This is a genomic window from Agrobacterium sp. A3-95, from assembly GCF_053521785.1.
In genome coordinates this window covers 112,993-138,516 of the sequence record NZ_JBNWDR010000009.1, presented here as the reverse complement: position 1 = coordinate 138,516, position 25,524 = coordinate 112,993, and the positions used below count along the sequence as shown (strand labels likewise).

The 25,524-nt window shown below is 59.3% G+C and carries 20 protein-coding genes; 13 read left to right on the top strand and 7 right to left on the bottom strand.

What is annotated here, in order from left to right:
- Positions 1-32: 32 nt before the first annotated feature.
- From ACQZ5Y_RS21700 to dprA, 4 genes are read left to right on the top strand one after another with little or no spacing between them, the layout of a single operon-like run.
- Complete coding sequence (locus ACQZ5Y_RS21700; protein ID WP_003512724.1) at positions 33-974, top strand: aspartate carbamoyltransferase catalytic subunit; 942 nt, start codon at positions 33-35, stop codon at positions 972-974.
- Positions 971-2,263, top strand: a complete 1,293-nt coding sequence (locus ACQZ5Y_RS21695; protein WP_065657978.1) for a dihydroorotase — start codon at positions 971-973, stop codon at positions 2,261-2,263. The genes ACQZ5Y_RS21700 and ACQZ5Y_RS21695 overlap by 4 nt, the downstream gene beginning before the upstream one ends.
- A gap of 48 nt (positions 2,264-2,311) precedes the next feature.
- Entirely contained in the window at positions 2,312-2,929 is a 618-nt protein-coding gene (gene plsY, locus ACQZ5Y_RS21690) for a glycerol-3-phosphate 1-O-acyltransferase PlsY (RefSeq protein ID WP_003512722.1), read from the top strand.
- Between the two features lie 21 nt (positions 2,930-2,950).
- Positions 2,951-4,090, top strand: a complete 1,140-nt coding sequence (gene dprA / locus ACQZ5Y_RS21685) for a DNA-processing protein DprA (protein ID WP_174049402.1) — start codon at positions 2,951-2,953, stop codon at positions 4,088-4,090.
- Here the strand turns inward: dprA and ACQZ5Y_RS21680 are convergent.
- Positions 4,046-4,276, bottom strand: a complete 231-nt coding sequence (locus ACQZ5Y_RS21680) for a hypothetical protein (protein ID WP_019565491.1) — start codon at positions 4,274-4,276, stop codon at positions 4,046-4,048. The genes dprA and ACQZ5Y_RS21680 overlap by 45 nt on opposite strands.
- Before the next feature lie 259 nt (positions 4,277-4,535).
- Here ACQZ5Y_RS21680 and topA point away from each other — a divergent pair, with 259 nt between their 5' ends.
- The 6 genes from topA (at position 4,536) to rpmG (ending at position 12,188) form a co-directional block, all read left to right on the top strand.
- Complete coding sequence (gene topA / locus ACQZ5Y_RS21675; RefSeq protein ID WP_025593271.1) at positions 4,536-7,220, top strand: type I DNA topoisomerase; 2,685 nt, start codon at positions 4,536-4,538, stop codon at positions 7,218-7,220.
- Entirely contained in the window at positions 7,217-9,571 is a 2,355-nt protein-coding gene (gene rnr, locus ACQZ5Y_RS21670; RefSeq protein WP_003512718.1) for a ribonuclease R, read from the top strand. Before topA ends, rnr begins: the two co-directional genes overlap by 4 nt.
- 46 nt (positions 9,572-9,617) lie before the next feature.
- Positions 9,618-10,061 (top strand): DUF983 domain-containing protein, encoded by a 444-nt coding sequence (locus ACQZ5Y_RS21665; protein WP_003512717.1) that lies wholly within the window; start codon positions 9,618-9,620, stop codon positions 10,059-10,061.
- 20 nt (positions 10,062-10,081) lie between these two features.
- Positions 10,082-10,750 carry an NUDIX domain-containing protein gene (locus ACQZ5Y_RS21660; protein WP_174049401.1) on the top strand — a complete coding sequence of 223 codons (669 nt, stop codon included), beginning with the start codon at positions 10,082-10,084 and terminating at the stop codon, positions 10,748-10,750.
- 17 nt (positions 10,751-10,767) lie between these two features.
- Positions 10,768-11,931: an MFS transporter gene (locus ACQZ5Y_RS21655; RefSeq protein ID WP_019565488.1), complete on the top strand. Its 1,164-nt coding sequence runs from the start codon at positions 10,768-10,770 to the stop codon at positions 11,929-11,931.
- 89 nt (positions 11,932-12,020) lie between these two features.
- Positions 12,021-12,188: a 50S ribosomal protein L33 gene (gene rpmG / locus ACQZ5Y_RS21650; RefSeq protein ID WP_003496403.1), complete on the top strand. Its 168-nt coding sequence runs from the start codon at positions 12,021-12,023 to the stop codon at positions 12,186-12,188.
- Between the two features lie 879 nt (positions 12,189-13,067).
- Here rpmG and ACQZ5Y_RS21645 read toward each other — a convergent pair.
- Entirely contained in the window at positions 13,068-14,438 is a 1,371-nt protein-coding gene (locus ACQZ5Y_RS21645; protein WP_174049400.1) for a PleD family two-component system response regulator, read from the bottom strand.
- A gap of 18 nt (positions 14,439-14,456) precedes the next feature.
- Positions 14,457-14,828, bottom strand: a complete 372-nt coding sequence (locus tag ACQZ5Y_RS21640; RefSeq protein ID WP_003496409.1) for a response regulator — start codon at positions 14,826-14,828, stop codon at positions 14,457-14,459.
- Positions 14,829-14,959: 131 nt separating this feature from the next.
- On the opposite strand from ACQZ5Y_RS21640, the gene ACQZ5Y_RS21635 reads away from it, so the two are divergent.
- The 3 genes from ACQZ5Y_RS21635 to ACQZ5Y_RS21625 all read left to right on the top strand — a co-directional run bounded on the left by ACQZ5Y_RS21635 (position 14,960) and on the right by ACQZ5Y_RS21625 (position 18,025).
- A complete protein-coding gene (locus tag ACQZ5Y_RS21635; protein WP_080798728.1) occupies positions 14,960-15,268 on the top strand; it encodes a DUF3572 domain-containing protein in 309 nt (102 codons plus the stop codon).
- A gap of 69 nt (positions 15,269-15,337) precedes the next feature.
- On the top strand, positions 15,338-16,621 hold the full coding sequence (locus ACQZ5Y_RS21630) for a DNA polymerase IV (protein WP_174049399.1): 1,284 nt from the start codon (positions 15,338-15,340) through the stop codon (positions 16,619-16,621).
- A 165-nt stretch (positions 16,622-16,786) separates the two neighbouring features.
- Complete coding sequence (locus ACQZ5Y_RS21625) at positions 16,787-18,025, top strand: L,D-transpeptidase family protein (protein WP_174049398.1); 1,239 nt, start codon at positions 16,787-16,789, stop codon at positions 18,023-18,025.
- A gap of 12 nt (positions 18,026-18,037) precedes the next feature.
- On the opposite strand, the gene dnaE is transcribed toward ACQZ5Y_RS21625, so the two are convergent.
- The 4 genes from dnaE to proS all read right to left on the bottom strand — a co-directional run bounded on the left by dnaE (position 18,038) and on the right by proS (position 25,473).
- Complete coding sequence (gene dnaE / locus ACQZ5Y_RS21620) at positions 18,038-21,538, bottom strand: DNA polymerase III subunit alpha (RefSeq protein WP_111799016.1); 3,501 nt, start codon at positions 21,536-21,538, stop codon at positions 18,038-18,040.
- A 483-nt stretch (positions 21,539-22,021) separates the two neighbouring features.
- A complete protein-coding gene (locus ACQZ5Y_RS21615; RefSeq protein ID WP_013635957.1) occupies positions 22,022-22,705 on the bottom strand; it encodes an ABC transporter ATP-binding protein in 684 nt (227 codons plus the stop codon).
- 15 nt (positions 22,706-22,720) lie between these two features.
- Positions 22,721-24,028 carry a lipoprotein-releasing ABC transporter permease subunit gene (locus ACQZ5Y_RS21610; protein WP_003512696.1) on the bottom strand — a complete coding sequence of 436 codons (1,308 nt, stop codon included), beginning with the start codon at positions 24,026-24,028 and terminating at the stop codon, positions 22,721-22,723.
- A 122-nt stretch (positions 24,029-24,150) separates the two neighbouring features.
- Positions 24,151-25,473 (bottom strand): proline--tRNA ligase, encoded by a 1,323-nt coding sequence (gene proS / locus ACQZ5Y_RS21605; protein WP_003512695.1) that lies wholly within the window; start codon positions 25,471-25,473, stop codon positions 24,151-24,153.
- Positions 25,474-25,524: the final 51 nt, after the last annotated feature.

Sequence of the window (25,524 nt, the reverse complement as noted above, 5' to 3'; positions counted from 1 at the left end):
CGTTGACTATTGCGACCCGGAGGACAATTTCCATGGTCTATTTTCCCCACCGCCATCTCCTCGGCATAAAGGGGCTTTCCCATCAGGATATAACCCTGCTTCTCGACAAGGCCGACGAAGCGGTGAAAATCAGCCGTCAGCGCGAGAAAAAAACCTCGACGCTTCGGGGCCTCACGCAGATCAACCTGTTCTTCGAAGCTTCGACCCGGACACAATCCTCCTTCGAACTTGCCGGAAAACGGCTTGGCGCCGATGTGATGAACATGTCGGTCAGCAATTCCTCGGTGAAGAAGGGCGAAACGCTGATCGACACGGCGATGACGCTGAACGCCATGCGCCCCGATGTGCTGATCGTGCGTCACTCCTCGGCCGGTGCCGCAGCCCTTCTCGCGCAGAAGGTTGCCTGCTCTGTGGTCAATGCCGGCGACGGCCAGCATGAACACCCGACGCAGGCCCTTCTCGACGCGCTGACCATTCGCCGCGCCAAGGGTGATCTTTCGGGAATAACGGTGGCGATCTGCGGCGACGTACTGCATTCGCGCGTTGCCCGCTCCAACATCATCCTGCTCAACCAGATGGGCGCGCGCGTGCGCGTCGTGGCTCCCGCAACGCTTCTTCCCTCCGGTATCCGCGACATGAGCGTCGAGGTCTTCCATGACATGAAGGAAGGCCTGAAGAACGCCGATGTTGTGATGATGCTGCGCCTGCAGCGCGAGCGCATGTCCGGCTCCTTCGTGCCTTCGGTGCGCGAATATTTCCACTATTACGGTCTCGATGCCGAAAAGTTGAAGGCAGCGAAAGAAGATGCGCTGGTCATGCATCCCGGCCCGATGAACCGTGGCGTGGAAATCTCATCCGAAGTGGCTGATGGTCCGCAGAGCGTCATCGAAAGCCAGGTGGAAATGGGGGTTGCCGTGCGCATGGCTGTCATGGAAACCCTGCTTGTCTCGCAAAATCAGGGTGAGCGCGTATGAGTGCCGTGACCGTTCTCAAAAACCTTCGCATCGTTGATCCCTCCCGCAATCTGGACGAGGTGGGCAGCATCGTCATCGGTGCCGATGGCACGATACTCGCCTCCGGCGGGCAGGCACACAACCAGGGTGTGCCCGAGGGTGCGACGGTTCGCGACTGCAAGGGGCTGCTGGCCGTTCCCGGTCTGGTGGATGCCCGCGTCTTTGTCGGTGAGCCGGGTGGCGAACACCGTGAAACCATCGAATCCGCATCGCGCGCGGCAGCGGCCGGCGGCGTCACCAGCATCATCGTCATGCCGGACACCGACCCCGTTATCGACGACATTGCGCTGGTAGAATATGTGAAAAAGGCGGCACGCGACAAGGCGCTCGTCAATGTGCATCCCGCCGCAGCCCTGACCAAGGGCCTCAACGGCGAGGAAATGACTGAGATCGGCATGCTGAAGGAAGCCGGTGCGGTTGCCTTCACCAATGGCCGCAGGGCGCTTTCCGACACGCTGGTGCTGCGCCGCGCCATGACCTATGCGCGCGAATTGGGTGCGGTGATTGCACTTGAGACCCGCGACAAATATATCGGCGGCGGCGACATGAACGAGGGGCTTTTCGCAAGCTGGCTCGGTCTGTCCGGAATCCCCAAGGAAGCCGAGATCATTCCGCTGGAGCGCGACCTGCGCATTGCCGGTCTGACGCAAGCGATCTATCACGCCGCCAAGATTTCCGTGCCGGAATCGGCAGAAGCGATCCGTCTTGCCCGGCAGCGGGGCGTCAAGGCAACCTGCGGCATCTCGATCAACCATCTGACGCTGAACGAGAACGATATCGGCGAATACCGTACCTTCTTCAAGCTCTCACCTCCCTTGCGCGCAGAAGACGACCGCAAGGCCATGGTCGAGGCGCTGAAGGATGGCACGATCGACATCATCGTTTCCTCGCACGACCCGCAGGACGTGGACACCAAGCGCCTGCCCTTTTCGGATGCGGCAAGCGGTGCGGTGGGGCTGGAAACCATGCTGGCGGCGGCGCTTCGCCTTCACCATAGCGGCGAAGTTCCGCTGATGCGGCTGATCGATGCGCTTTCCACCCGCCCGGCGAAAATCTTCGGACTGGATGCGGGAACGCTTAAAGCCGGCGCGAAGGCTGATATCACGCTGATCGACCTGGACGAGCCTTGGCTGGTTGCGAGAGATCAACTGGTGTCGAAATCCAAGAATACGCCGTTTGAGGATGCCCGTTTCAGCGGCCGCGCTGTCGCCACTTATGTGGCTGGCAAAGCGGTTCATTCCTTGGCATAAGATCACGGACATGGGATCACGCAGGCGCGCGACGAGAGGGAACGTTGAATGAGTGCTTTGACTGACTGGCAGACGGCGCCTGCCCTTCTCGCGCTTGCGGCGCTGATTGGCTATCTATTCGGCTCGATACCCTTCGGCCTGCTTCTCACCCGCATGGCGGGGCTGGGCGATGTGCGCAAGATTGGTTCCGGCAATATTGGCGCCACCAATGTGCTGCGCACCGGCAACAAGAAGCTCGCTGCAGCGACATTGCTGCTCGATGCGCTGAAGGGCACCGCCGCAGTGCTCGTCGCCAATGCGCTCTGGGGTTACGAGGCGTCTCTGGTTGCCGGTTTCTTTGCCTTTCTCGGCCATCTGTTTCCGGTGTGGCTCGGTTTCAAGGGCGGCAAGGGCGTGGCGACCTATATCGGCGTGCTTTTAGGCGCTGCCCCCCTGATGATGCTGGCTTTTGCGCTGATCTGGCTCGCAACCGCGTTCATCACCCGGTATTCCTCGCTGTCGGCGCTGGTTGCCATGCTTGTGATCCCGGTCGCCCTCTGGATAGTCGGGCCTGAAAAGACGGCGCTTCTGGTAACGTTGCTGAGCGTGATTTCCTGGTGGAAACACCGGGAAAACATCGCACGGCTTCTGGCCGGCACGGAAAGCAGGATCGGGCAAAAGGGCTAAGGCCAGCTTTAAGGATAAGTCATGCCGCATGAGGAAACGACACGGCAGGGCATAGAGCTTTCCGGGCGGCAGCGGGTCGCATGGCTTCGGCTGATCCGCAGCGACAATATCGGCCCCGTCACCTTCCGCGAACTCATCAATCATTTTGGCAGCGCTGAAAAAGCGCTCTCTGCCCTGCCCGAGCTTTCAAGGCGCGGCGGTTCATTGCGCAGTCCGCGCATTGCCACACAGGCGGAAGCGGAAGGCGAAATCGAAACGGCTGAAAGATTCGGCGCTCGCTTCGTCGGCATCGGTGAGCCGGACTACCCGCCTGCCCTGCGACAGCTCGACGGCGCGCCGCCACTGATCGCCATGAAGGGATCAGCATCCACCGCAACAAGACCTTGCGTCGGCATCGTCGGATCACGCAACGCCTCCATCAACGGCGCGAAATTCGCCGCGATGCTGGCGCGCGATTGCGGTCGTGCGGGCTATACGATCGCTTCCGGGCTGGCGCGCGGCATCGATGCGGCAGCGCACCGGGCAAGCCTTGCAACCGGCACGGTGGCCATGCTGGCGGGCGGTCTCGACCGTCCCTACCCTCAGGAAAATTTTGGGCTCTTGCAGGACATCTACGAACAGGGTGGCGCGACGATCAGCGAAATGCCCTTCGGCTGGGAGCCACGCGCGCGGGATTTCCCCCGCCGCAACCGGCTGATATCAGGCGTCTCGCTCGGCATCGTCATAGTGGAAGCGGCGGAACGATCCGGTTCGCTGATCACGGCGCGGCTTGCCGGCGAAGCGGGACGGCTGGTTTTCGCCGTGCCAGGCTCCCCACTCGATGCGCGCTGCGAAGGCACCAACCGGCTGATCAAGGAAGGCGCGATGCTGACCACAGGGGCGGCCGATATTCTCGATGCGCTACGACCGCTGATGGAACCGCGATTGCCCTATGACCGCAAGGTCGAGGAACCACGATCCGATGCGGAAATGTCACCGCCCGGAGATGACGAGCGCAGCATCGTTGCCGCCGCTCTCGGGCACTCGCCCGTCGAAACGGACGATATCATTCGCCACACGGGTTTTTCCGCGGCCACGGTTCACATGGTGCTGCTGGAACTCGATATTGCCGGGCGGTTAAACCGGCACGCCGGGGGGCGGGTTTCGCTCCTCGCGGATTGAAAGCTTACGCCGCCCGCTCTGGATATCGCCGACTTCCACATAGGCCATTTCAATCAGATAGCACAGCATGTCGGCGCCCTCGCGATTGGCGACGAGCCTCAGTTCCGCGAGCATCTGGCGAATGTAAGCCAAGTTCTCTCTGGTCCCTTCATTATCGGCATTATTGTTTGTTGCGTTCGGGACCATATATCTATCCTGGAATTTCAACCTGAAACAAAGATCATTACGTCAATTCAAATCATGTTGGTCACTATAACAAATTTACCAAAGATTGCAATACAACGGCAGATTATCCATAGGTTGCAATTGCCTTGGAGCGATAAAATCGGGCTTGCCTCTTGACCCGCGCGCATTACCTGTCCATGTCGAATTATAAAGAAGGCGAATTGCGGCATTATGCCGTGATCCGGCTATGTTAACGGACCAGTTCCAGAGAAAAAACAATATGAATGTCGTCGTCGTAGAATCTCCTGCCAAAGCCAAGACGATCAACAAGTATCTTGGTCCGGGCTACAAGGTTCTTGCATCCTTTGGCCACGTCCGGGACCTTCCTGCCAAGGACGGATCTGTGCTGCCCGACCAGGACTTCGAAATGTCCTGGGAGGTCGATAGCGCATCCGCCAAGCGCATGAAGGACATTGCCGACGCGGTGAAATCCTCCGACGGCCTGTTTCTCGCAACCGACCCGGATCGCGAGGGTGAAGCGATTTCCTGGCATGTGCTTGATCTCTTGAAGAAGAAGCGTGTTCTCGGCGACAAGCCGGTGAAGCGCGTGGTCTTCAACGCCATCACCAAAAAGGCGGTACTGGACGCGATGGCGAACCCGCGCGACATCGACGTGCCGCTGGTCGATGCCTATCTTGCCCGCCGTGCGCTGGATTATCTCGTCGGTTTCAACCTGTCGCCGGTTTTGTGGCGCAAGCTGCCGGGCGCCCGTTCCGCCGGCCGCGTGCAGTCCGTTTCGCTGCGTCTCGTCTGCGACCGCGAAGCCGAGATCGAGCGTTTCGTCTCCGAGGAATACTGGAACATCAGCGCGCTGCTGAAGACACCGCGCGGTGACGAGTTCGAGGCGAAACTGGTTTCCGCCGATGGCAAGAAGCTGCAAGGCCGTTCGATCAAGACGGGAGATGACGCCAACCGCCTGAAGGCGCTCCTGGAAGGCGCGACCTATATTGTCGATACGGTCGAGGCGAAACCCGTCAAGCGCAATCCCGGGCCGCCCTTCACCACCTCGACGCTGCAGCAGGCTGCCTCCTCGCGCATGGGCTTTTCGGCCTCGCGCACCATGCAGGTGGCCCAGAAGCTATATGAAGGTATCGACATCGGCGGCGAAACCGTTGGTTTGATCACCTATATGCGTACCGACGGCGTGCAGATGGCGCCGGAAGCGATCGATGCCGCACGCCGCGCCATCGGCGAGCAGTTCGGCGACCGCTATGTGCCCGAAAAGGCGCGCTTCTACTCGACCAAGGCAAAGAACGCGCAGGAAGCGCACGAAGCTATCCGTCCGACCGATTTTAACCGCACACCGGATCAGGTGAAGCGTTACCTCGATGCCGACCAATTGCGTCTTTACGACCTGATCTGGAAGCGCGGCATTGCGAGCCAGATGGCATCTGCCGAAATCGAACGTACCACCGTGGAAATCCTTGCCGACAAGGACGGTGAAAAGGCCGGGCTTCGTGCCGTCGGTTCCGTCATCCGCTTCGACGGCTTCATTGCCGCCTATACCGACCAGAAAGAAGATGGCGAGCAGAGCGACGACGGTGACGATGAAGGCCGCCTGCCGCAGATCAATGCGCGCGAGAACCTCGCCAAGCAGAAGATCAACGCCAGCCAGCACTTCACCGAGCCGCCACCGCGTTATTCGGAAGCATCGCTCATCAAGAAGATGGAAGAACTCGGCATCGGCCGTCCTTCCACCTATGCGGCGACACTGAAGACGCTAAGCGACCGCGAATATATCATCATCGACAAGCGCAAGCTCATTCCCCATTCGCGCGGACGGCTGGTGACGGCTTTCCTCGAAAGCTTCTTTGCCAAATATGTCGAATACGACTTCACCGCCGATCTGGAAGAAAAGCTCGACCGCATTTCCGCGGGTGAACTGGACTGGAAGCAGGTGCTGCGCGATTTCTGGAAGGATTTCTTCGCGCAGATCGAAGATACCAAGGAGTTGCGCGTTACCAACGTGCTGGATGCGCTCAATGAAGTTCTGGCCCCGCTGGTCTTCCCCAAGCGTGAGGACGGTTCCGATCCGCGCATCTGTCAGGTTTGCGGCACCGGCAACCTTTCGCTGAAGCTCGGCAAATACGGCGCTTTCGTCGGTTGCTCCAATTATCCGGAGTGCAACTTTACCCGCCAGCTCACGTCCGATGGCTCGGAAGCCGAAGCTTCCGTGTCTAACGAGCCGAAAGCGCTGGGTGCCGATCCGATGACTGGCGAGGAGTTGACGCTTCGGTCTGGCCGTTTCGGCCCGTACATCCAGCGCGGCGATGGCAAGGAAGCCAAGCGCTCCTCGCTGCCCAAGGGCTGGAAGCCTGAGGACATCGACCACGAAAAGGCGCTGGCGCTCATCAACCTGCCGCGCGATATCGGCAAGCATCCCGAAACCGGCAAGATGATTTCCGCCGGGCTTGGCCGCTACGGACCCTTCCTGTTGCATGACGGTTCCTATGCGAACCTCGAAAGCATCGAAGATGTGTTCTCGATCGGCCTCAACCGTGCCGTTACCGTTATTGCCGAGAAGCAGAGCAAGGGACCGGGGCGCGGCCGCAACGGCACGCCCGCGGCGCTGAAGGAACTGGGTGATCACCCCGATGGCGGCCCGATCACCGTCCGCGACGGGCGTTACGGCGCTTACGTCAACTGGGGCAAAGTTAACGCCACCATTCCAAAGGGGCAGGATCCGACCTCCGTGACGCTTGACGAATCGCTGGTGCTGATTGCCGAGCGTATCGCCAAGACAGGAACCGGCGGCAAGCCCGCCAAGGCCAAGAAAACTGCTGCCAAGAAGGCCGATGGCGACACAGCCGCAAAGCCGAAGGCGACAAAAGCCAAGGCCGCAACGAAAAGCAAGACGGCTGCCAAGCCGAAGGCCGCAGCCAAACCCAAGAAGGCAGAATCGTGAGCAAGGCGCCGCGTCAGAGACAGGGTTCCGCCAGCGACGGCTTCGGACGTACCGGGCGCGGCAAGCGGGCAAATGAAGGTGAAGGCATCATCCATGGCGAGGTGCCTTCCCGCGAAGTGCTGCTGAAATTCATCGCCGAGCATCCGCAGCAGGCCTCCAAGCGCGAAATCGCCAAGGCTTTTGGGCTGAAAGGCGACGACCGCGTTGTGCTCAAGGCACTGCTAAAGGAGCTTGAAACCGATGGCATGGTGCAGAAGAGCCGCAAGACGCTGACGCGACCGGGTGGCCTGCCGCCGGTGACGGTTCTCGACATCACCACCCGCGACAAGGACGGCGAATTGATCGGCCGGCCTGCCGAATGGCCTGAAGATCAGGGCGCGGCCCCCGCCGTGCTCATCCGCCAGTCTTCGCAGGATCGCAGTAAGAAAGCCCCTGCCGCCGGTCTCGGCGATCGCATTCTGGCAAAAATATTCCCGTCCAAGGACAGCGTCGGCCCGGCCTACACGGCCCGCGTCGTCAAGCTGATCGACCGTCGTCAGAACGCACTGCTTGGCGTGTTCAAGGAAACGGAAGGCGGCGGCGGACGCCTGATGCCGATCGACCGGCGCGGCGAGGAAATGGTCATCGACCCCGAGGGTGTGGGCGATGCCAAGGACGGCGACCTGATCGAGGTGGAAACCTCGCGCAACAGCGGTCGTTACGGCCTGACGCGCGCAAAGGTTCTTTCGGTCGTCGGCTCAGTCGCCTCGGAAAAGGCGATCTCGATGATCGCGATCCATGCCCACGGTATTCCGCACATCTTCCCGCCGAATGTTCTGGCCGAGGCGGATGCCGCAAAACCCGCGACCATGTCTCACCGCGAAGACTGGCGCGACCTGCCGCTGATCACGATCGATCCGGCCGACGCCAAGGACCATGACGACGCGGTCTATGCCGAACTCGACCCCTCGCCCGACAATCCCGATGGAGTGATCGTCACCGTCGCTATCGCCGACGTGTCCTGGTATGTGCGATCAGGCGCACCGCTCGACCGCGAGGCGCTGAAGCGTGGTAACTCCGTCTATTTCCCTGATCGTGTCGTGCCGATGCTGCCGGAACGCATCTCCAACGACCTCTGCTCGCTGAAGGAAGGCGTCGACCGCCCTGCCCTTGCTGTGCGGATGACGTTCTCGAAGGAAGGCCGCAAGGCGAGCCACACTTTCCATCGCATCATGATGAAGAGTGCCGCCAAGCTCTCCTACCAGCAGGCGCAGGCCGCAATCGACGGCCGCCCGGACGACAAGACCGGCACGCTGCTGGAGCCGATCCTGAAGCCGCTGTGGCACGCCTATGCCGTGATGAAGCGCGGCCGCGATCGCCGCCAGCCGCTGGAACTCGACATGCCGGAGCGCAAGATCCAGCTCAGGCCCGACGGCACGGTGGACAAGGTCGTCATTCCCGAACGCCTCGATGCGCACAAGCTGATCGAGGAAATGATGATCCAGGCGAACGTCGCCGCCGCAGAGACCCTGGAAAAGAAAAAGCAGCGGCTGGTCTACCGCGTGCATGACGCCCCCACACTTACCAAGCAGGAAGTGCTGCGCGAATTCCTCGGCACCATCGGCATTTCCATGGCCAAGGGTGTCGCGATGCGCGCCAATTCCTTCAACGGTATTCTGGCGCGCGCACTCGACACGCCGCACCAGATCATGGTCAACGAGATGGTGCTGCGCAGCCAGAGCCAGGCGATCTACAGCCCGGAAAATATCGGCCATTTCGGCCTCAACCTGATGAAGTACGCGCATTTCACCTCACCGATCCGCCGTTATGCCGACCTGATCGTGCATCGGGCGCTGGTCGGATCGCTAGGCCTCGGCGAAGGCGGCATCACCCCGCAGGAAGAGGCGACGCTGGACGATATCGCCGCCGAAATCTCGACCTTCGAGCGCCGCGCCATGGCCGCAGAGCGCGACACCATCAACCGGCTGATCGCGCACCATCTTTCCGAGCGCGTCGGTGAGGAGTTCGATGGCCGCGTCGCGGGTGTCACCAAGGCGGGACTATTTGTCGCGCTGCCGCAGTTTGGCGCCGACGGGTTTGTTCCTATATCTACACTTGGAACCGACTATTTCCTCTACGACGAAGCCCATCAGGCTCTGACGGGGGAAAAGACGGGTCTCGGTTATCAACTCGGCGATACGGTTCAGGTGCGGCTTGCAGAAGCGGTACCCTTGGCTGGTGCGCTGCGGTTTGAAATGCTGAGCCCGGGGCGCAAGATGCCGGTCGGCTCGCGGTCGTTCCACAAGGCAGGCCGGCGGACATCACGTCCTTCCGCCAAGCCGGGAACAAGGCCGCCGAGAGGACGTCGGTAACAAGACCGCGTCAAGCGGTTAAGACAAACGGGAGAAGGACTTCAGGATGAGTGCAAATCAGGGCTCGGAAACGGTTACCTTCGGAGATGGAAGCGCGGAGCGTCCGCTTGGCCGCTCGATCATGCGCGGCATGGCCAATCGCTGCCCGGCCTGTGGCAGCGGTCGCCTGTTTCGGGCCTTCCTGAAGCCGGTGGACAATTGCGCGGCCTGCGGCGAGGAAATGCATCATCACCGCTCCGACGACCTGCCGCCATATATTTCCATCGTCATCATCGGCCATATCGCCGTTGGCGGCTTCATGATGACCGATCTCGTGCTTTCCGTTCCCATGTGGGTACACTTCGCCATCTGGGTGCCTATCACCATTTTGGCCGCGCTTCTGACGCTGCAACCGATCAAGGGTGGCGTCATCGGCCTGCAATGGGCACTTAGAATGCACGGCTTCGACGGAAAACAGCCAAAAGTGCAGATAGACGGCTCCTCCCACTGACGGCGGACGGGAATTTGAACGTGTCCGAGCTTCCCTCGAGCACCAAGGCGGCGAGCGGCCCGTTGCGGCCGCGCGATGCCGCCTCAATCATCCTGTTTGATCGTTCCGGCCCTGCTGTTCGCGTGCTGATGGGCCGGCGCAGTAATGCGCACATATTCATGCCCGGCGCTTACGTGTTTCCCGGTGGCAAACGCGATCCACGCGACCACGCCCTGCCCTTCTCCGGCGATCTGCACCCCGCCGTGCTGCGCAGCCTCACCTCATCTGCCGCGCGCCGCCTGAGCGCTGCCGGGGCACGGGCGCTGGCGCTTGCCGCCGCGCGCGAGCTCGTGGAGGAAACCGGCGTCGATATGGGCATGGACGCTGATGGTCCGGATCTTTCGCGTTTTCGATATGTGGCGCGCGCAATCACCCCGCCCGGCAATATCAGGCGTTACGACACGCGATTCTTTTGCTGTTACGCCGACGAGTTGCGGCTGGATACCCGGCTAATCAGGGATTCAGATGAGCTGCACAATGTGCAATGGCTTGACATGACAGCGCTTTCCAGTCTGAACATGCCGAAAATCACACGCACGGTTCTCGAAGATGTCACAAAACTCATGATAGGTGATCCGTCACTGCCCTTTGAAAGCCCCGCGCGGCTCTATGTCACGCGCCACGGCCGATTCATTCGAGACTTTGTATAAAGGCCGTCATGTCACAAATGAAATGCGAAGCGGACGCCATTCACTGGCCCTCACTGATCGCCGCCATCTCCGCCATCAGTGCGGTCGGTGTCGCCATCGGCCTGGGCCTGCCGCTCCTGTCGATCATCCTTGAGAAGCGCGGCATCTCCTCCACCATGATCGGGGTAAATTCGGCAATGGCCGGCGTTGCGGCGATGATGGCAGCGCCGGTGACCACCAAGATCGCCCATGATTTCGGCGTGGCGCGAACGATGCTATTTGCCGTTGTCGTGTCGGCTCTGAGTGCGCTCTGTTTCTATTTCGCCGACGCCTTCTGGATGTGGTTTCCGCTGCGAATCGTCTTTCATGGCGCAACCACCACGCTGTTCATCCTCTCCGAATACTGGATCAACATGACCGCACCGCCGAAAAAACGCGGCATGGTTCTCGGCATCTACGCCACCGGACTTGCGGTTGGGTTTGCGGTTGGCCCGTTATTGTTTTCCGTGGTCGGCAGCGATGGCATCCTGCCGTTTCTGGTCGGGGCAGCAATCATCCTGCTTGCCGCGATCCCGATCTTCCTTGCGCGCGGCGAAAGCCCGGAGCTGAGCGAAAGGCCGAACCACCATTTCGCCCGTTATATATGGCTCGTGCCGATGGCTTCTGCGGCGGCCTTCGTGTTCGGCGCCGTGCAAGCGGGCGGTCTGTCGCTCTTTCCCATCTATGCGACCCGCGAAGGCTTCAACGAATCGCAGGCGGCACTTCTGCTGACCGTAATGGGCATCGGCAACATGGTCTTCCAGATACCGATCGGCCTGCTTTCGGACCGAATGAAGGACCGGCGCACAATGCTGGCGCTGATGGCCTTTGCGGGCGTTTGCGGCACGCTGGCGCTGCCCTTGCTGGTGGATAGATGGATTCTCGTCGCGGCCCTGCTGCTGTTCTGGGGCGGCCTCGTATCCGGCATGTATACCGTCGGCCTCACCCATCTGGGATCGCGTCTTAAAGGGGCCGATCTGGTGGCCGCCAACGCCGCCTTCATCTTCTGCTATGCCATGGGCACTATAGCCGGACCACAGGCCGTCGGCATTTCCATGGATGTTGCGGGTACCGATGGTTTCGCCTGGGCGCTTGCCGTGTTTTTCGGGCTTTACGTGGTGCTTTATGCCTTCCGTTTTGTTTTCAGGGCAAAACAGACTTGACTTTTCAGGCGCGATACGTAGTTTCGCGCCAGATTTAGCCGAGGTGAGAAGCGCCTGCGGCTTCTCTTTTGTTTAAAGGCAGGACGACCATGGCGAAAGCTACAACAATCAAGATCAAGCTGCTGTCGACAGCCGACACCGGTACCTTCTACGTCACCACCAAGAACAGCCGTACGTTCACGGACAAGATGACGAAGACGAAGTATGACCCGGTTGTACGCAAGCACGTTGAATTTAAGGAAACCAAGATCAAGTAATTCTTGATCGGGTTCTCCGGCAAAAGCGCGCCCAACGGGCGCGTTTTTTGTTTGTATGGAAAGGATGCCGCCAACGGCATTCTTTGCGCCAGCGCCCTCGCAAGGCCCGCCACGGGCCAACGAATCGCAACCTTACTAGTTGCGGTTCTTGAGTTTGGAACCCAGTCGGCGCTATCGGCACGGCGGGAAAGCTCTTTATCACCGTCTCGCCTAACCAGCGCCTCTCCTAATCAGCGCCTCATCGGCCAAATGCGCCAACCGCTGCGACAGCGCGCTGCCTGCGCGCGCAGCCGGATGTGCTGCGCTATAAGCGGCAGCACAAGCGCAGAATATTTTCGGAGATAAGGCGGTCGGCCAACGATGTGATCACGGCACGAGGAACCGATTCGGACATCGTCAGCCGACCGACCCCACGATCCAGGAGATGCGGCGGACCTGAGCATCATGGGGCATTCAAACTACGCAATACCAGCCCCTGACGACCGAAACATCAGCGGTGTAAACCGCCATCGTTTCTTCATCACTTGACGGAAAAACCGCCGGAAGAACTGTTATTCTCGATTGGGAGTGTGCGCAGAAGTAAAATAAAAATCAACAAATTCTTAAGCCAGAGATACATCACCTGGAAAACATGGTTAAATATACAACGCTGGCACACTATAGTTCCGTGAGCGATTGAATTCAACGTATTTTTCAACTTGAACTCTATTAACCCTGTTAGACTTCACCCCCTCATTGCAAGAAGATGAAATACTGGCAAGGTCAGGGACTTCGCGCTTGCTACAGTTTGCTGTCAGGTCTTTGGGCGGCTATCGATAACGGTAAACGTCGAAAGTCTCAAAAGGCGGCACGGATTGTCAGCGTCATGGGTCTGCGCCTTTAGGCGGCGGCCGCCACGACGCGGTTGCGTCCTGTGTGTTTCGCCTCGTAGAGCGCCCTGTCGGCCTGCTTCAGAAGCTCGTCCGGCGCGCCGAATGCTCCGCTGCTGGTGGCGATGCCGAGCGAAGCCGTGATACTCAACTCGCGGTCGATGGAACGAACGTGAAACGGCTTGTCCTCGATGATTGCCCGCAGGCGTTCGGCAACGCTTGTGGCAAGCTCCATCGGCGTGTCGGGCATCACAACCACGAATTCCTCCCCGCCATAACGGCAGGCAAGATCGGCGCCGCGCACCGTGCTGCGGATGCGGGCTGCAAACTCGCGCAGAACCTCATCGCCGACATCGTGGCCATAGGTATCGTTGACCAGCTTGAAGCGGTCGATATCGGTCATGCAAATGGAAATCGGGCGGCCACGCACGGCGGCGCGGTCGAAAAGTATTTTCAGATGATTGTCGAGATAACGGCGATTGTTAAGACCAGTCAGCCCGTCGACGATAGCAAGCTCCATCGTGTGCTGGAGATTGAGCCGCAGATGCTCGTTATAGCGCTTGCGCCGGATCTGCGTCAGAGACCGGGCGACAAGTTCGTTGGGATCGATCGGGCGGAGAATATAATCGTTCACGCCAAGATCGAGCGCCCGCGCCACCATGTCGTCCGCCCCCTGTTCCGCTACCAGAAGCAACGGCAGGAACCGGGTACGCTCCAGCGAACGAAGCTGCGAACACAGTCTCAGCGGATCGTAATCCTCAAAATTGGAATTGACGATGACAAGCTCGAAGGGGTTGCTCGCGGCCTTCAACAGGGTCGCCTGAGGCTCCGTGACGGCATCAACCTCGGCAACCGGCTTCAGCGCCCTGACGATACGTTCCTGCGAGCTGGCGCGGCCATCCGCCACCAGAACGCGGCCAGGCGTCTGCATGAGGCCATCGCTGCGCAGCATCTCCTCGATGCCGATCTCGCGCGCGGTCTCGGCCCGCAGCCGCAATTCGTCACTGACGGCCTTGAGGCGCACGAGGCTTTTAACACGGGCGATCAATTGAAGGTCGTTAACGGGCTTGGTCAGAAAATCATCGGCGCCGGCTTTCAGGCCGCGCACGCGGTCTGAGGGCTGATCGAGTGCGGTGACCATGACAACAGGAATATGCGCCGTTTTCGGATTGGCCTTCAGCCGTTCGCAGACCTCGAAACCGTCCATGCCAGGCATCATGATGTCGAGCAGGATGATATCGACCTGTTCCTGGTCGCAGATACCAAGCGCCTTGAAACCATCCTCGGCGGTTACGACGTCGAAATATTCCGCGACAAGCCGGGCTTCGAGAAGCTTTACGTTTGCGGGTATGTCGTCAACAACCAGAACTCTCGCCGTCATAACAGTTCCCCAACCGCCTTACGCATCGCCTAGATAGGTCTTGATGATTTCGATGAATTTCGGAACGGAGATCGGCTTGGACACATAGGCCTCGCATCCGCCCTGACGAATGCGCTCCTCATCCCCCTTCATGGCGAAGGCGGTTACCGCAATGACCGGAATGACGTGCAGCTCGTCATCCTCCTTCAGCCATTTCGTCACCTCCAGCCCGGAAACCTCCGGCAGCTGAATATCCATGAGAATGAGGTCGGGGCGATGCTTGCGGGCAAGATCCAGCGCTTCCATGCCATTGCGCGTCTGGATCGTCGTATAGCCAGACGCCTCGATCAGGTCACGAAAGAGCTTCATGTTCAGCTCGTTGTCTTCGACTATCATGACCTGCTTGGGCATGGTGGGCAGTCCCCGTTTCGCTTTGAAACCTTCTTCTAGACATATAGGGTGCCAGAGAACCGATTCCATCGTCCATTTGTTGCGCAAGGCTAGAACGATTTGGTTTCAAAATAGGTAACTTCGGTAGAGAAATGCTGAGAGATACAAAAAACAAAGACAATGCAGGAAAAGATCCGCAAGAAACGGCAGCCGCCATACTTGGCTGGCTGGCAAACGAGCCGGAAATGCTCGGGCGTTTTCTGGCGCTGAGCGGATTGCAGGCCAATATGCTGCGCCATGCCGCCCACGATCCCGGCTTTCTGGCGGGGCTCACCGATTTTCTGATGAGCCACGAACCAGACCTCATGGCCTTCTGCGCGGCGACCGAAACATCCCCCGAAACGGTTGCCGCCGCCTGGCACCATTTTTCCGGCCCGGGGCTGGATTCGGGTGAGTATTGACAGGCCACCCCTTGAGCCACCGTCACGGCCGGAGTATGGTTGGCGACGTTCTGGTTTTGTTTTCGGCCCATGTCCACGTCGCATCTTTATGATCCCGGTTTTTGCCGCGACTGTCTGGCCGGCCAGCCAGCGGACCTGAGGCGTTGTCGCGCCTGTGGCAGTCCCCGCCTCGTCTACCATGACGAACTCTACGACCTTAGCATCGCCCATATCGATTGCGACGCGTTTTACGCCTCCGTTGAAAAACGGGACAATCCCGAGCTTGCCGACAAGCCGTTGATCATCGGCGGCGGAAAACGCGGCGTGGTTTCCACTGCCTGCTACATTGCCCGCATCCAGGGCGTGCGCTCCGCCATGCCGATGTTCAAGGCGCTGGAAGCCTGTCCAGACGCCGTGGTCATCAAGCCCGACATGGAAAAATACAGCCGCGTCGGCCGTCAGATCCGAACCATGATGCAGGATTTGACACCGCTCGTGCAGCCGCTTTCCATAGACGAGGCGTTTCTCGATCTTTCCGGAACGGAGAGGCTGCATCACGATCCGCCGGCCCGGGTTCTGGCGAAATTTGTGAAACGGGTGGAAAAAGAAGTGGGCGTGACCGTCTCGGCCGGGCTGTCCTACTGCAAATTTCTGGCCAAGGTCGCGTCCGACCTTAAAAAACCGCGCGGCTTTTCTGTGATCGGCGAAGCGGAAGCGCTTTCCTTTCTGGCCGCACGGCCCGTCACGACGATATGGGGCGTTGGAAAGGCGTTTGCGGCGACGCTGGAGGCGGACGGCATCCGCATGATCGCGCAGTTGCAGGAGATGGAGGAAGGCGACCTGATGCGCCGCTATGGCGTGATGGGACAACGGCTGTTCCGGCTTTCGCGCGGCATCGATGAACGGCACGTGCACAATAACGACCCCGTGAAAAGCGTGTCTTCCGAGACCACCTTCTTCAACGATATTTCCCGGCACGAGGACCTCGTACCGATCCTGCGGTCGCTTTCCGAAAAAGTTGCCTGGCGCCTGAAGAAGAGCGGCATTTCCGGTCAGACGGTTGTGCTGAAAATGAAGACGGCCGATTTCAAACTCCGCACCCGCAACCGCAAGCTTGATGACCCTACCCAGCTTGCCGACCGCATATTCCGCACTGGCCTTTCGCTGCTTGCGAAAGAAACCGACGGCACCAAGTTTCGCCTGATCGGCATAGGCGTCAGTGATCTGCGCGATGCGGACCTTGCCGATCCTCCTGATCTCGTCGACAGGCAGGCGGAACGGCGGGCGGCGGCGGAAGCGGCAATGGACAAGCTGCGCAACAAGTTCGGTAAGGGCAGCGTCGAGACCGGCTACACTTTCGGCACACGCAAATAGCGGCCATGCCGCTTGCAAACGCCGTGAAACCCTGCGGCCTGCAACACCCCGCCCCTATTTTAGATATTACACAAATTAGTGATGTGGCAGACGCCCTATCCTTAAACTTCATTAAACTTCGCGTGGTTGAGTAAACGAAGTTTTGTGCATGTGGTGTATTGCGTCATGTCCCTTCGCTTCCGTCTTCTGACCGGCATGCTGTCGGCCAGCATTCTTGCCTTTCCGGCGCTTGCCGCCGACAACAAGTCCCTGCAGATCGTCGTTTCGAAAAGCGATCAATCGCTGGCGCTTTACGAGAACGGCGAGATCGTTGCTACATCCAAGGTCTCAACCGGCAAGGCCGGGCATGAGACGCCGAGCGGCATTTTTTCGATTCTGGAAAAACGCAAATACCACGAATCGAACATCTACTCGGCCGCGCCCATGCCTTTCATGCAGCGACTGACATGGTCGGGCATCGCGTTGCACGAAGGCAAGGTGCCAAATTACCCGGCCTCGCATGGCTGCGTGCGCCTGCCTTCGAAATTCGCGCAGTCGCTGTTCGGCGAGACCCGCTACGGCGTGCATGTCATTATCACCGACCGGCCGGTTTCTCTGCGCTCCGTACAACATTCAGCCCTGTTTGAGCCGCGGGACGATGCCGATGACGGCAAGCTGCTTTTATCCGACGTCGAGCTGCGCCCCGCGACCTTCGACGCCGCATTGGGCACCGTTGAGGTGGCCGTGAATGAAAAAACGCAAGCCATCAAACCGATGGCCGAAGGCAAGGAGCCCTCGCCCTTGCGCATCCTCATCACCCGGCGCGGCGAGCGCGAAAAGGTGATGGATATTCAGGCCGTGCTGACCCGCCTTGGCTTCGATGCCGGCGCACCGGACGGCTATACCGGAGAAATGACGATCAGCGCCGTCAACGGTTTCAAGCGCTGGAAGGGGCTGAAAACCACCGGGCCGCTACTGACCGACGATTTCGTCGCTGCGCTTTACGCATCCGCCGGCGAAGATCATCCACCGAATGGCCAGATCATGGTGCGACAGGATTTCAAGCCGCTATTCGAGGCTGCGATCGACATCAAGGATCCCGAGGTGGCACTCGGAACGCATTTCTTCGAAGCCGTTGCCGTTAACCGCGCAGCCGGAACCGCCGAATGGAATGGCGTAACACTGGAAAACCATCTGCCGGCCGCAGCCCGCAAACGGCTCGGCATCACCGTTACCGAAGCGCCCGGTGGCTTTGACCAGCTAAGCGCCGTACTCGGCCGCCTTGAAATACCGGCCGAAATTCGCTCCCGAATCGAGAAAGAGCTTTCAACCGGCAGTTCGATTACCGTTTCCGACCTCAGTCACCAGATGGAGACAGGGATGGGGACGGACTTCATTACCGTGACAAAGGAAGGGCCGGTTTGAGCGCTTGAGGCCTCACACCAGCTCCACATCAACAACGCCGGGGGCAGAGCGAAGTGCGGCGGCGATCTCAGGGGAAATACGATATTTCTCCGTCAGCTCCACCTCGATCTCACGGCTCCCCTCGTCCTTGATGACGATGAAATAAACCGATCCGTCACCTTTGGTATTGAGGTGGCGGGCAACGGTTTTGAGCGGGCCTGAATCGCGCACATAAACCCGCAACGCCTTCTGCATTTGGACGGATTTTTCCTCGAGCGATTGCGCCGTCTGGATGCGAAGACCGATGCCTTCAGGGCGCTCTTCCGCCTGTACGGTGATAACAAGCGATTTGCCCACCTCGAGCAGATCGCGAAACTGGGCAAGCCCTTCGGAAAACAACACCGCCTCATATTGGCCGGAGGCATCGGAGAAGGTGACGATACCCATCTTGTTTCCGGTCCGGGTCTTGCGCTCCTGCTTGCCGGTGACGGTGCCGGCCAGACGCCCGGCGGTCGCACCCTGTTTCACTGCGGCGGAAAAATCGGCGAAATTCTGCACCCGCAACTTTTCCAATACAGGGCGGTAGGTATCGAGCGGATGTGCGGTCAGGTAAAAACCGAGCACCTGATATTCGCGCAGCAGTTTCTCCGAGGCGAGCCAAGGCTGGAAAGCAGGCAGGATGAGCTTTTCCGGGCCGCTTGCGCCGCCGGAGCCGAACATGTCCGACTGGCCGGTAACACGGCTTTCCTGCGCGCGTTGCGAATAACCGATGATACGGTCCAGCCCGCCGATCATCTCGGCACGGTCGCGGCCAAAACAATCGAAACCGCCAGCATTGATGAGGCTTTCAAGCACACGCCGGTTGATCTGCTTCGGATCGATGCGCAGGCAGAAATCCTCCAGGCTTGCAAATGGCTTGCCGTCGCGCACGGTAACGATGTGTTCCACCGCGCCCTCGCCCACGCCCTTGATGGCGGCCAGCGAATAATAGATGCGGTTCTCACCCGTCTCGAACTGCCGGAAGGACGTCTGCACCGAAGGTGCCACGACCTCTATACCGAGACGGCTGGCATCCTGGCGGAAATCATTGAGTTTTTCCGTGTTGGCCATATCCAGCGTCATGGAGGCCGCAAGGAACTCCACCGGATAATGCGCCTTCATATAGGCGGTCTGATAGGACACGATGGCGTAAGCGGCGGCGTGGCTCTTGTTGAAGCCGTAATTGGCGAATTTCGCCAGAAGGTCGAAGATGGTGTTGGCCTGAGGCTTCGACACGCTGTTTCTGATCGCGCCGTCTACGAAGCGCTCGCGCTGCTGGTCCATCTCCTCCTTGATCTTCTTGCCCATGGCGCGGCGCAGAAGATCGGCTTCGCCGAGCGAATAACCTGACAGAACCTGGGCGATCTGCATCACCTGTTCCTGATAGACGATAACGCCCTGCGTCTCTTTCAGGAGATGGTCGATGGTGGGGTGGATCGACTCCAGCTCCTCCTCGCCATGCTTGCGGGCATTGTACACCGGAATGTTTTCCATCGGACCCGGACGATAAAGCGCCACCAGCGCAATGATGTCCTCGATGCAGTCCGGGCGCATGCCGATAAGCGCCTTCCGCATGCCGGCACTTTCCACCTGGAACACGCCGATGGTTTCGCCGCGTGACAACATCTCGTAGGTTTTGGCGTCGTCCAGCGGAATTGCGGCGAGATCCACCTTGATGCCGCGTTTGGCAACGAAATCGACGGCAACCTTCAGCACCGTCAGCGTCTTCAGACCGAGAAAGTCGAATTTGACGAGGCCGGCGCTTTCCACCCACTTCATGTTGAACTGGGTAACCGGCATGTCGGAGCGCGGATCGCGATACATCGGCACCAGCTTCGACAGCGGCCGGTCACCAATGACAATACCGGCAGCATGGGTGGATGCGTGACGGTAAAGCCCCTCGATCTTCTGGGCGATATCCAGAAGTCGGGCAACGACGGGTTCCTTGTCCGCCTCTTCCTGCAGACGCGGCTCTTCCTCGATCGCTTTTGACAGCGGCGTCGGATTGGCCGGGTTGTTGGGGACCAGCTTGCAGATCTTGTCCACCTGTCCATAGGGCATTTCCAGCACGCGGCCGACGTCGCGCAATGCCGCGCGAGCCTGCAACGAACCGAAGGTAATGATCTGCGCCACCTGCTCGCGGCCATATTTGCGCTGCACGTAGCGGATCACCTCTTCGCGGCGGTCCTGGCAGAAGTCGATATCGAAGTCGGGCATCGACACGCGTTCGGGATTGAGGAAGCGTTCGAACAGCAGCGAGAAGCGCAGAGGATCGACATCGGTGATGGTCAGCGCATAGGCCACGAGCGAGCCTGCACCCGAACCGCGGCCGGGGCCGACTGGAATATCCTGCTGCTTCGCCCATTTGATGAAGTCCGCAACGATCAGGAAGTAACCGGGAAAACCCATGCGTTCGATGACGCCAAGCTCGAAATCCAGCCTGTCGCGATATTCCTGCTCTGTGTAGCCAGGTGCCATGCCGAGGGCCGCGAGGCGAAGATCAAGACCTTCGACGGCCTGACGGCGAAGCTCTTCGGCCTCTGCCCGTTGCGCCGCTTCGGGATCGTCGCTGGCACCGGTGAAGCGCGGCAGGATCGGCCCACGCTTCTTCAGCACATAAGAACACCGCATTGCGATTTCGACGGTGTTTTCCAGTGCCTCCGGAAGGTCGGCAAACAGCTCCGCCATCTCCTCACGGCTTTTCATATAATGGTCGGGGGTCAGGCGGAACCGGCTGTCATCCGAAACGATGGCGTTATGCGCCACCGCCATCAATGCATCATGCGCCTCATAATCGGCCCTCGAAGGGAAGAAGGCCTCGTTGGTGGCGACCAGCGGAATATCATGTTCATAAGCAAGTCCAATCATACGCCGCTCATGGACGCGGTCGAAACCGGACTGACGCTGCAATTCGATATAAAGCTTGTCACCGAAGAGTGATTTCAGCGCCAGCAGGCGTTCTCTCGCCTGCGCCGTATGCCCTTCCTTCAGAGCCATATCCACCGGACCACCGGAGGCACCCGTCAGCACGATCAGCCCGGCATTGGAGGCCTCCTCCAGCCATGCACGGGTAATATGCACGGACTGGCCACCGCTTTCGCCCTCCAGATAGGCGCGGCTGATAAGGTCCACCAGCCGCTCGTACCCTCCGGCATCAGCCGCGAGCAGCACGATGGCTGGAAGCTTGGCAAGGTGGCTGTTGTGATTGCGGCGATCATCCACCGCATCCTGCATGTCGATCGACACCTGACAGCCGATAATCGGCTGCAAGCCCTCATCACGCGCCTTTTCGGAAAACTCCAGCGCGACGAAAAGATTGTTGGTGTCGGTAATGGCTATGGCCGGCTGGCCGTCTGCAACGGCCTTGGACATGATTTTCTTGAGGGGTAAAGCCCCCTCAAGCAGGGAGTAAGCGGAGTGAACCCGCAGATGGACGAAACCGGGTGTTTTCAGCGTTTCGCCAGAGGTCTCTCCACGCGTAACCGTCTCGCCCATATCGTCATCCTGTCATTCTGAATCGAGGGGGCGATTTTCCGATTTTCGGCCTTCAAAGTCCACCGCCTTTCGGCGTCTATACAGGCTTCTGCGCCGGTGTGCCCTTCACAGGGCAGTGAGGATCACCGAAAAGCTGGCGACGAACACAGCGATGGAGGCGAAAGCGGCAACGTCACGGATGAAATCAGTCATTGGTCTCTCCTTACTCGTTATGTTCTAACTTTGTTCTCATTTTGTTCGATTGTCAACAGGCTTTTATTGATAGTCTCCTTGCTAACGCGGCAGAATCGGCTGCGGTTCCACCTTCGTGAATGGCAAGCCACTGACTCCAAAGCAAAAAAACCCGGAGGCAAAAACACCTCCGGGTTCGTGAAAATTCAATTGTGGAAGGACGAGTGGCTTCGCGGGAAACCTGAACGTAGACAGACTCAGCCGCAGAAAAGATCGCAAAGGCGGCGCTATGGTCGCCTTACTGCATCACGATCAGAAGTCTACGATCTTGCCGTCTGCAAGCGTCACGCGGCGGTCCATGCGGTTGGCAAGCTCGTGATTATGGGTGGCGATCAGTGCGGCAAGGCCGGACTGGCGCACCAGCGCTTCCAGCGCATCGAACACGTAATGCGCGGTCTCGGGATCGAGATTGCCGGTCGGCTCGTCGGCGAGAAGCAGGAGCGGTGCGTTGGCAACGGCACGCGCGATCGCCACACGTTGCTGTTCACCGCCGGAAAGCTCAGCAGGGCGATGTTCGCCGCGATGGCCGACCCGCATGTAATCGAGCAGCGCGCTCGCACGCTTGCGGGCCTCGCCCTGCGTCAAACCGGCGATGAGCTGCGGCATCATCACATTCTCCACCGCCGTGAACTCCGGCAGCAGATGATGGAACTGGTAGACAAAACCGATGTCGCTGCGGCGGATCGCCGTGCGCTTTTCATCCGGCAGACCATTGCAGGGCGCGTCATTGATGAAGACCTCGCCAGCATCCGGATGTTCGAGAAGCCCAGCGAGATGCAACAGCGTGGATTTGCCGGTACCCGAGGGGGCAACAAGCGCCACCATCTCACCACTCTTCAACTCGAAATCGGCCTTGCGCAGAATGGAGAGCGACGTCTCGCCCTGACCATAGGTCCTCTCGACGCCGGTAAGCCGCAGCACTGATTTTTTTGCCATATTGTGAAGCGGTCCTTATTCGTAACGCAGGGCCTGCACCGGATCGAGCTTGGAAGCCCGCCATGCCGGAAAGATGGTTGCCAGGAAAGAAAGCGTCAGCGCCATGATGACGACGGTAATGGTCTCGCTGATATCCATTTCGGCCGGAAGCTGGCTGAGGAAATAGAGCTGTGGATCAAACAGCACCGTGCCCGATACCCAGGAGAAGAACTGCCGGATGGATTCCACATTGAGGCAGACGATGACGCCAAGTGCCACACCGGCGAATGTGCCGACGGTACCGATGGCAGCTCCCGTCATGAAGAAGATACGCATGACGGCGCCGGAACTGGCGCCCATGGTGCGCAGAATGGCGATATCGCTGCCCTTGTCCTTAACCAGCATAATGAGGCCGGAAATGATGTTGAGCGCCGCCACCAGAACGATGAGCGTCAGTATCATGAACATCACGTTTCTTTCCACCTGCAGGGCGGAAAAGAAGGTCTGGTTACGCTGTCTCCAGTCGGTGATATAGATCTGCCGTTCAGCTGCCTGCTCCACCAGCGGGCGGATGCCGTCCACATTGTCTGGGCGACTGACGTAAAGCTCGATGGATTGCACCAGGCCTTCGGCATTGAAATAAAGCTGGGCTTCGGACAGCGGCATATAGATCATCGACGCGTCATATTCCGACATGCCGATCTCGAAGACGCCCGAAATCTTGTAGGATTTGACGCGGGGGTTTACACCCATCGGCGTCACATCGCCTTCAGGCGAAATGAGGGTGATATCGTCACCCGCCGTCACGCCAAGCTGTGCGGCAAGCCTTGAGCCAACCAGAACCCCGTCGCCCGCCATGAAGCCGACGAGATCGCCGGTCTTGACGTTGGTGGCGACTTCCTTGATCTTGTCGATATCGTCCTGGCGAACGCCGCGCACGAGCGCACCGGAGCCGGCGCCACCGCGACCGGAGGCCAATGTCTGCCCCTCTACCAGCGGCAGGGCCATCGTCACGCCCGGAATGGCGGAGAACTTCTTCGCCAGCTCATCGTAATTGTTGAAGGGCTGATCGATCGGCTGGACGATCATATGGCCGTTGATGCCGAGAATGCGCGAAATCAGCTCCGTTCGAAAACCGTTCATGACAGCCATGACGATGATAAGCGTCGCGACGCCCAGCATGATGCCGACGAAGGAAAAGCCGGCGATGACGGAAATGAACGCTTCCTTGCGCCGCGACCGCAGATAGCGCCAAGCCACCATGCGCTCGAAAGCAGAAAACGGCCGGGCGGTCCTTTCCCGGGCGGAAGGAGCCGCACCCTTGTCAGCCTCGGCTTTTGCCATGTCGTCTCCCTGATCTGAACTTGAAAGGCCGGTTTTCACAAAAAACCGACCCCTGATCTTGATCTCATAAAGCTGGAGCGGATTTCAGGCGAAAACCGCTCGTCACTTTCACCATTTCGCGCTTAGCCAAGCACCCTGTTCATTGCCGCTTCGATTGTGACGGTTTCACGGTCGCCGGTCTTGCGATCCTTCACCTCGACTTCACCGTTCGCTGCCGAACGTGGGCCGACGATGATCTGCATCGGCACGCCGATCAGGTCAGCAGTCGCGAACTTCTGGCCCGCGCGGTCGTCCGTATCGTCATAAAGAACATCCTTGCCGGCATTGGAGAGCGAGTAATACAGCTTTTCGCACGCCGCATCACAGGCTGCGTCACCTGCCTTCATGTTGATAATCACGACATCGAAAGGAGCGACCGAAGCCGGCCAGATGATTCCGTTCTCGTCATGCGATGCTTCAATGATGGCGGGAACAAGGCGTGTCGGGCCAATGCCGTAGGACCCCATGTGAACGGGGTGTTCCTTGCCATCAGCACCCTGCACCTTGGCGCCCATCGGCTCGGAATATTTGGTGCCGAAATAGAAGATGTGGCCGACTTCGATGCCGCGCGCGGAAAGGCGCTGGCCATCGGGAATGGCGTCATAAGCAGCTTCGTCGTGCATTTCCGAGGTGGCGGCATAGTCGGCCGTCCATTCGTCGAAAACGCCCTGAAGGGCTGCGACATCGTCGAAGTTGGTATCATCGGCGGGGATGGCGCGGTCGAGGAAGCTCTTGTGGCAGAAGACTTCGGATTCGCCAGTATCGGCCAGAATGATGAATTCGTGGCTGTGATTGCCGCCAATCGGGCCGGTATCGGCACGCATGGGAATGGCGCGCAGGCCAAGCCGTTCGAATGTGCGCAGGTAAGCCACGAACATCTTGTTATAGGAGTGGATCGCGTCTTCCTTGGTCAGATCGAAGGAATAGGCATCCTTCATAAGAAACTCGCGCGAGCGCATGGTTCCGAAACGGGGGCGCACCTCGTCGCGGAACTTCAGCTGAATATGATAGAGATTCAGCGGCAGGTTCTTGTAGGATTTCACATAGGACCGGAAGATGTCAGTGATCATCTCCTCGTTAGTGGGGCCATACAGCATCTGGCGGTCCTGACGGTCCTTGATGCGCAGCATTTCCTTGCCGTAATCGTCATAACGGCCGCTCTCCTGCCACAGCTCAGCCGTCTGCAGCGTCGGCATCAGAAGCTCGATCGCGCCCGAGCGATCCTGCTCCTCGCGGATGATCCTGTTGACCTTGTCCAGAACGCGCTTGCCGAGCGGTAGCCAGGAATAGATGCCAGCCGATTGCTGCCGGATCATGCCCGCACGCAGCATGAGGCGATGGGAGACAATCTCCGCTTCCTTGGGGTTTTCCTTCAGGATGGGCATGAAATAACGGCTGAGACGCATGACGACTTCCATTGGTATGGGCAACAACACGCAAAGGCGCGGGAATCGCCC

Excerpts from the sequence above, each read along its gene's own strand:
- ACQZ5Y_RS21700 (WP_003512724.1), top strand. The coding sequence starts at position 33 with ATGGTCTATTTTCCCCACCGCCATCTCCTCGGCATAAAGGGGCTTTCC.
- ACQZ5Y_RS21695 (WP_065657978.1), top strand. The coding sequence starts at position 971 with ATGAGTGCCGTGACCGTTCTCAAAAACCTTCGCATCGTTGATCCCTCC.
- plsY (WP_003512722.1), top strand. The coding sequence starts at position 2,312 with ATGAGTGCTTTGACTGACTGGCAGACGGCGCCTGCCCTTCTCGCGCTT.
- dprA (WP_174049402.1), top strand. The coding sequence starts at position 2,951 with ATGCCGCATGAGGAAACGACACGGCAGGGCATAGAGCTTTCCGGGCGG.
- ACQZ5Y_RS21680 (WP_019565491.1), bottom strand. The coding sequence starts at position 4,276 with ATGGTCCCGAACGCAACAAACAATAATGCCGATAATGAAGGGACCAGA.
- topA (WP_025593271.1), top strand. The coding sequence starts at position 4,536 with ATGAATGTCGTCGTCGTAGAATCTCCTGCCAAAGCCAAGACGATCAAC.
- ACQZ5Y_RS21665 (WP_003512717.1), top strand. The coding sequence starts at position 9,618 with ATGAGTGCAAATCAGGGCTCGGAAACGGTTACCTTCGGAGATGGAAGC.
- ACQZ5Y_RS21655 (WP_019565488.1), top strand. The coding sequence starts at position 10,768 with ATGAAATGCGAAGCGGACGCCATTCACTGGCCCTCACTGATCGCCGCC.
- rpmG (WP_003496403.1), top strand. The coding sequence starts at position 12,021 with ATGGCGAAAGCTACAACAATCAAGATCAAGCTGCTGTCGACAGCCGAC.
- ACQZ5Y_RS21645 (WP_174049400.1), bottom strand. The coding sequence starts at position 14,438 with ATGACGGCGAGAGTTCTGGTTGTTGACGACATACCCGCAAACGTAAAG.
- ACQZ5Y_RS21640 (WP_003496409.1), bottom strand. The coding sequence starts at position 14,828 with ATGCCCAAGCAGGTCATGATAGTCGAAGACAACGAGCTGAACATGAAG.
- ACQZ5Y_RS21635 (WP_080798728.1), top strand. The coding sequence starts at position 14,960 with ATGCTGAGAGATACAAAAAACAAAGACAATGCAGGAAAAGATCCGCAA.
- ACQZ5Y_RS21630 (WP_174049399.1), top strand. The coding sequence starts at position 15,338 with ATGTCCACGTCGCATCTTTATGATCCCGGTTTTTGCCGCGACTGTCTG.
- ACQZ5Y_RS21625 (WP_174049398.1), top strand. The coding sequence starts at position 16,787 with ATGTCCCTTCGCTTCCGTCTTCTGACCGGCATGCTGTCGGCCAGCATT.
- dnaE (WP_111799016.1), bottom strand. The coding sequence starts at position 21,538 with ATGGGCGAGACGGTTACGCGTGGAGAGACCTCTGGCGAAACGCTGAAA.
- ACQZ5Y_RS21615 (WP_013635957.1), bottom strand. The coding sequence starts at position 22,705 with ATGGCAAAAAAATCAGTGCTGCGGCTTACCGGCGTCGAGAGGACCTAT.
- ACQZ5Y_RS21610 (WP_003512696.1), bottom strand. The coding sequence starts at position 24,028 with ATGGCAAAAGCCGAGGCTGACAAGGGTGCGGCTCCTTCCGCCCGGGAA.
- proS (WP_003512695.1), bottom strand. The coding sequence starts at position 25,473 with ATGCGTCTCAGCCGTTATTTCATGCCCATCCTGAAGGAAAACCCCAAG.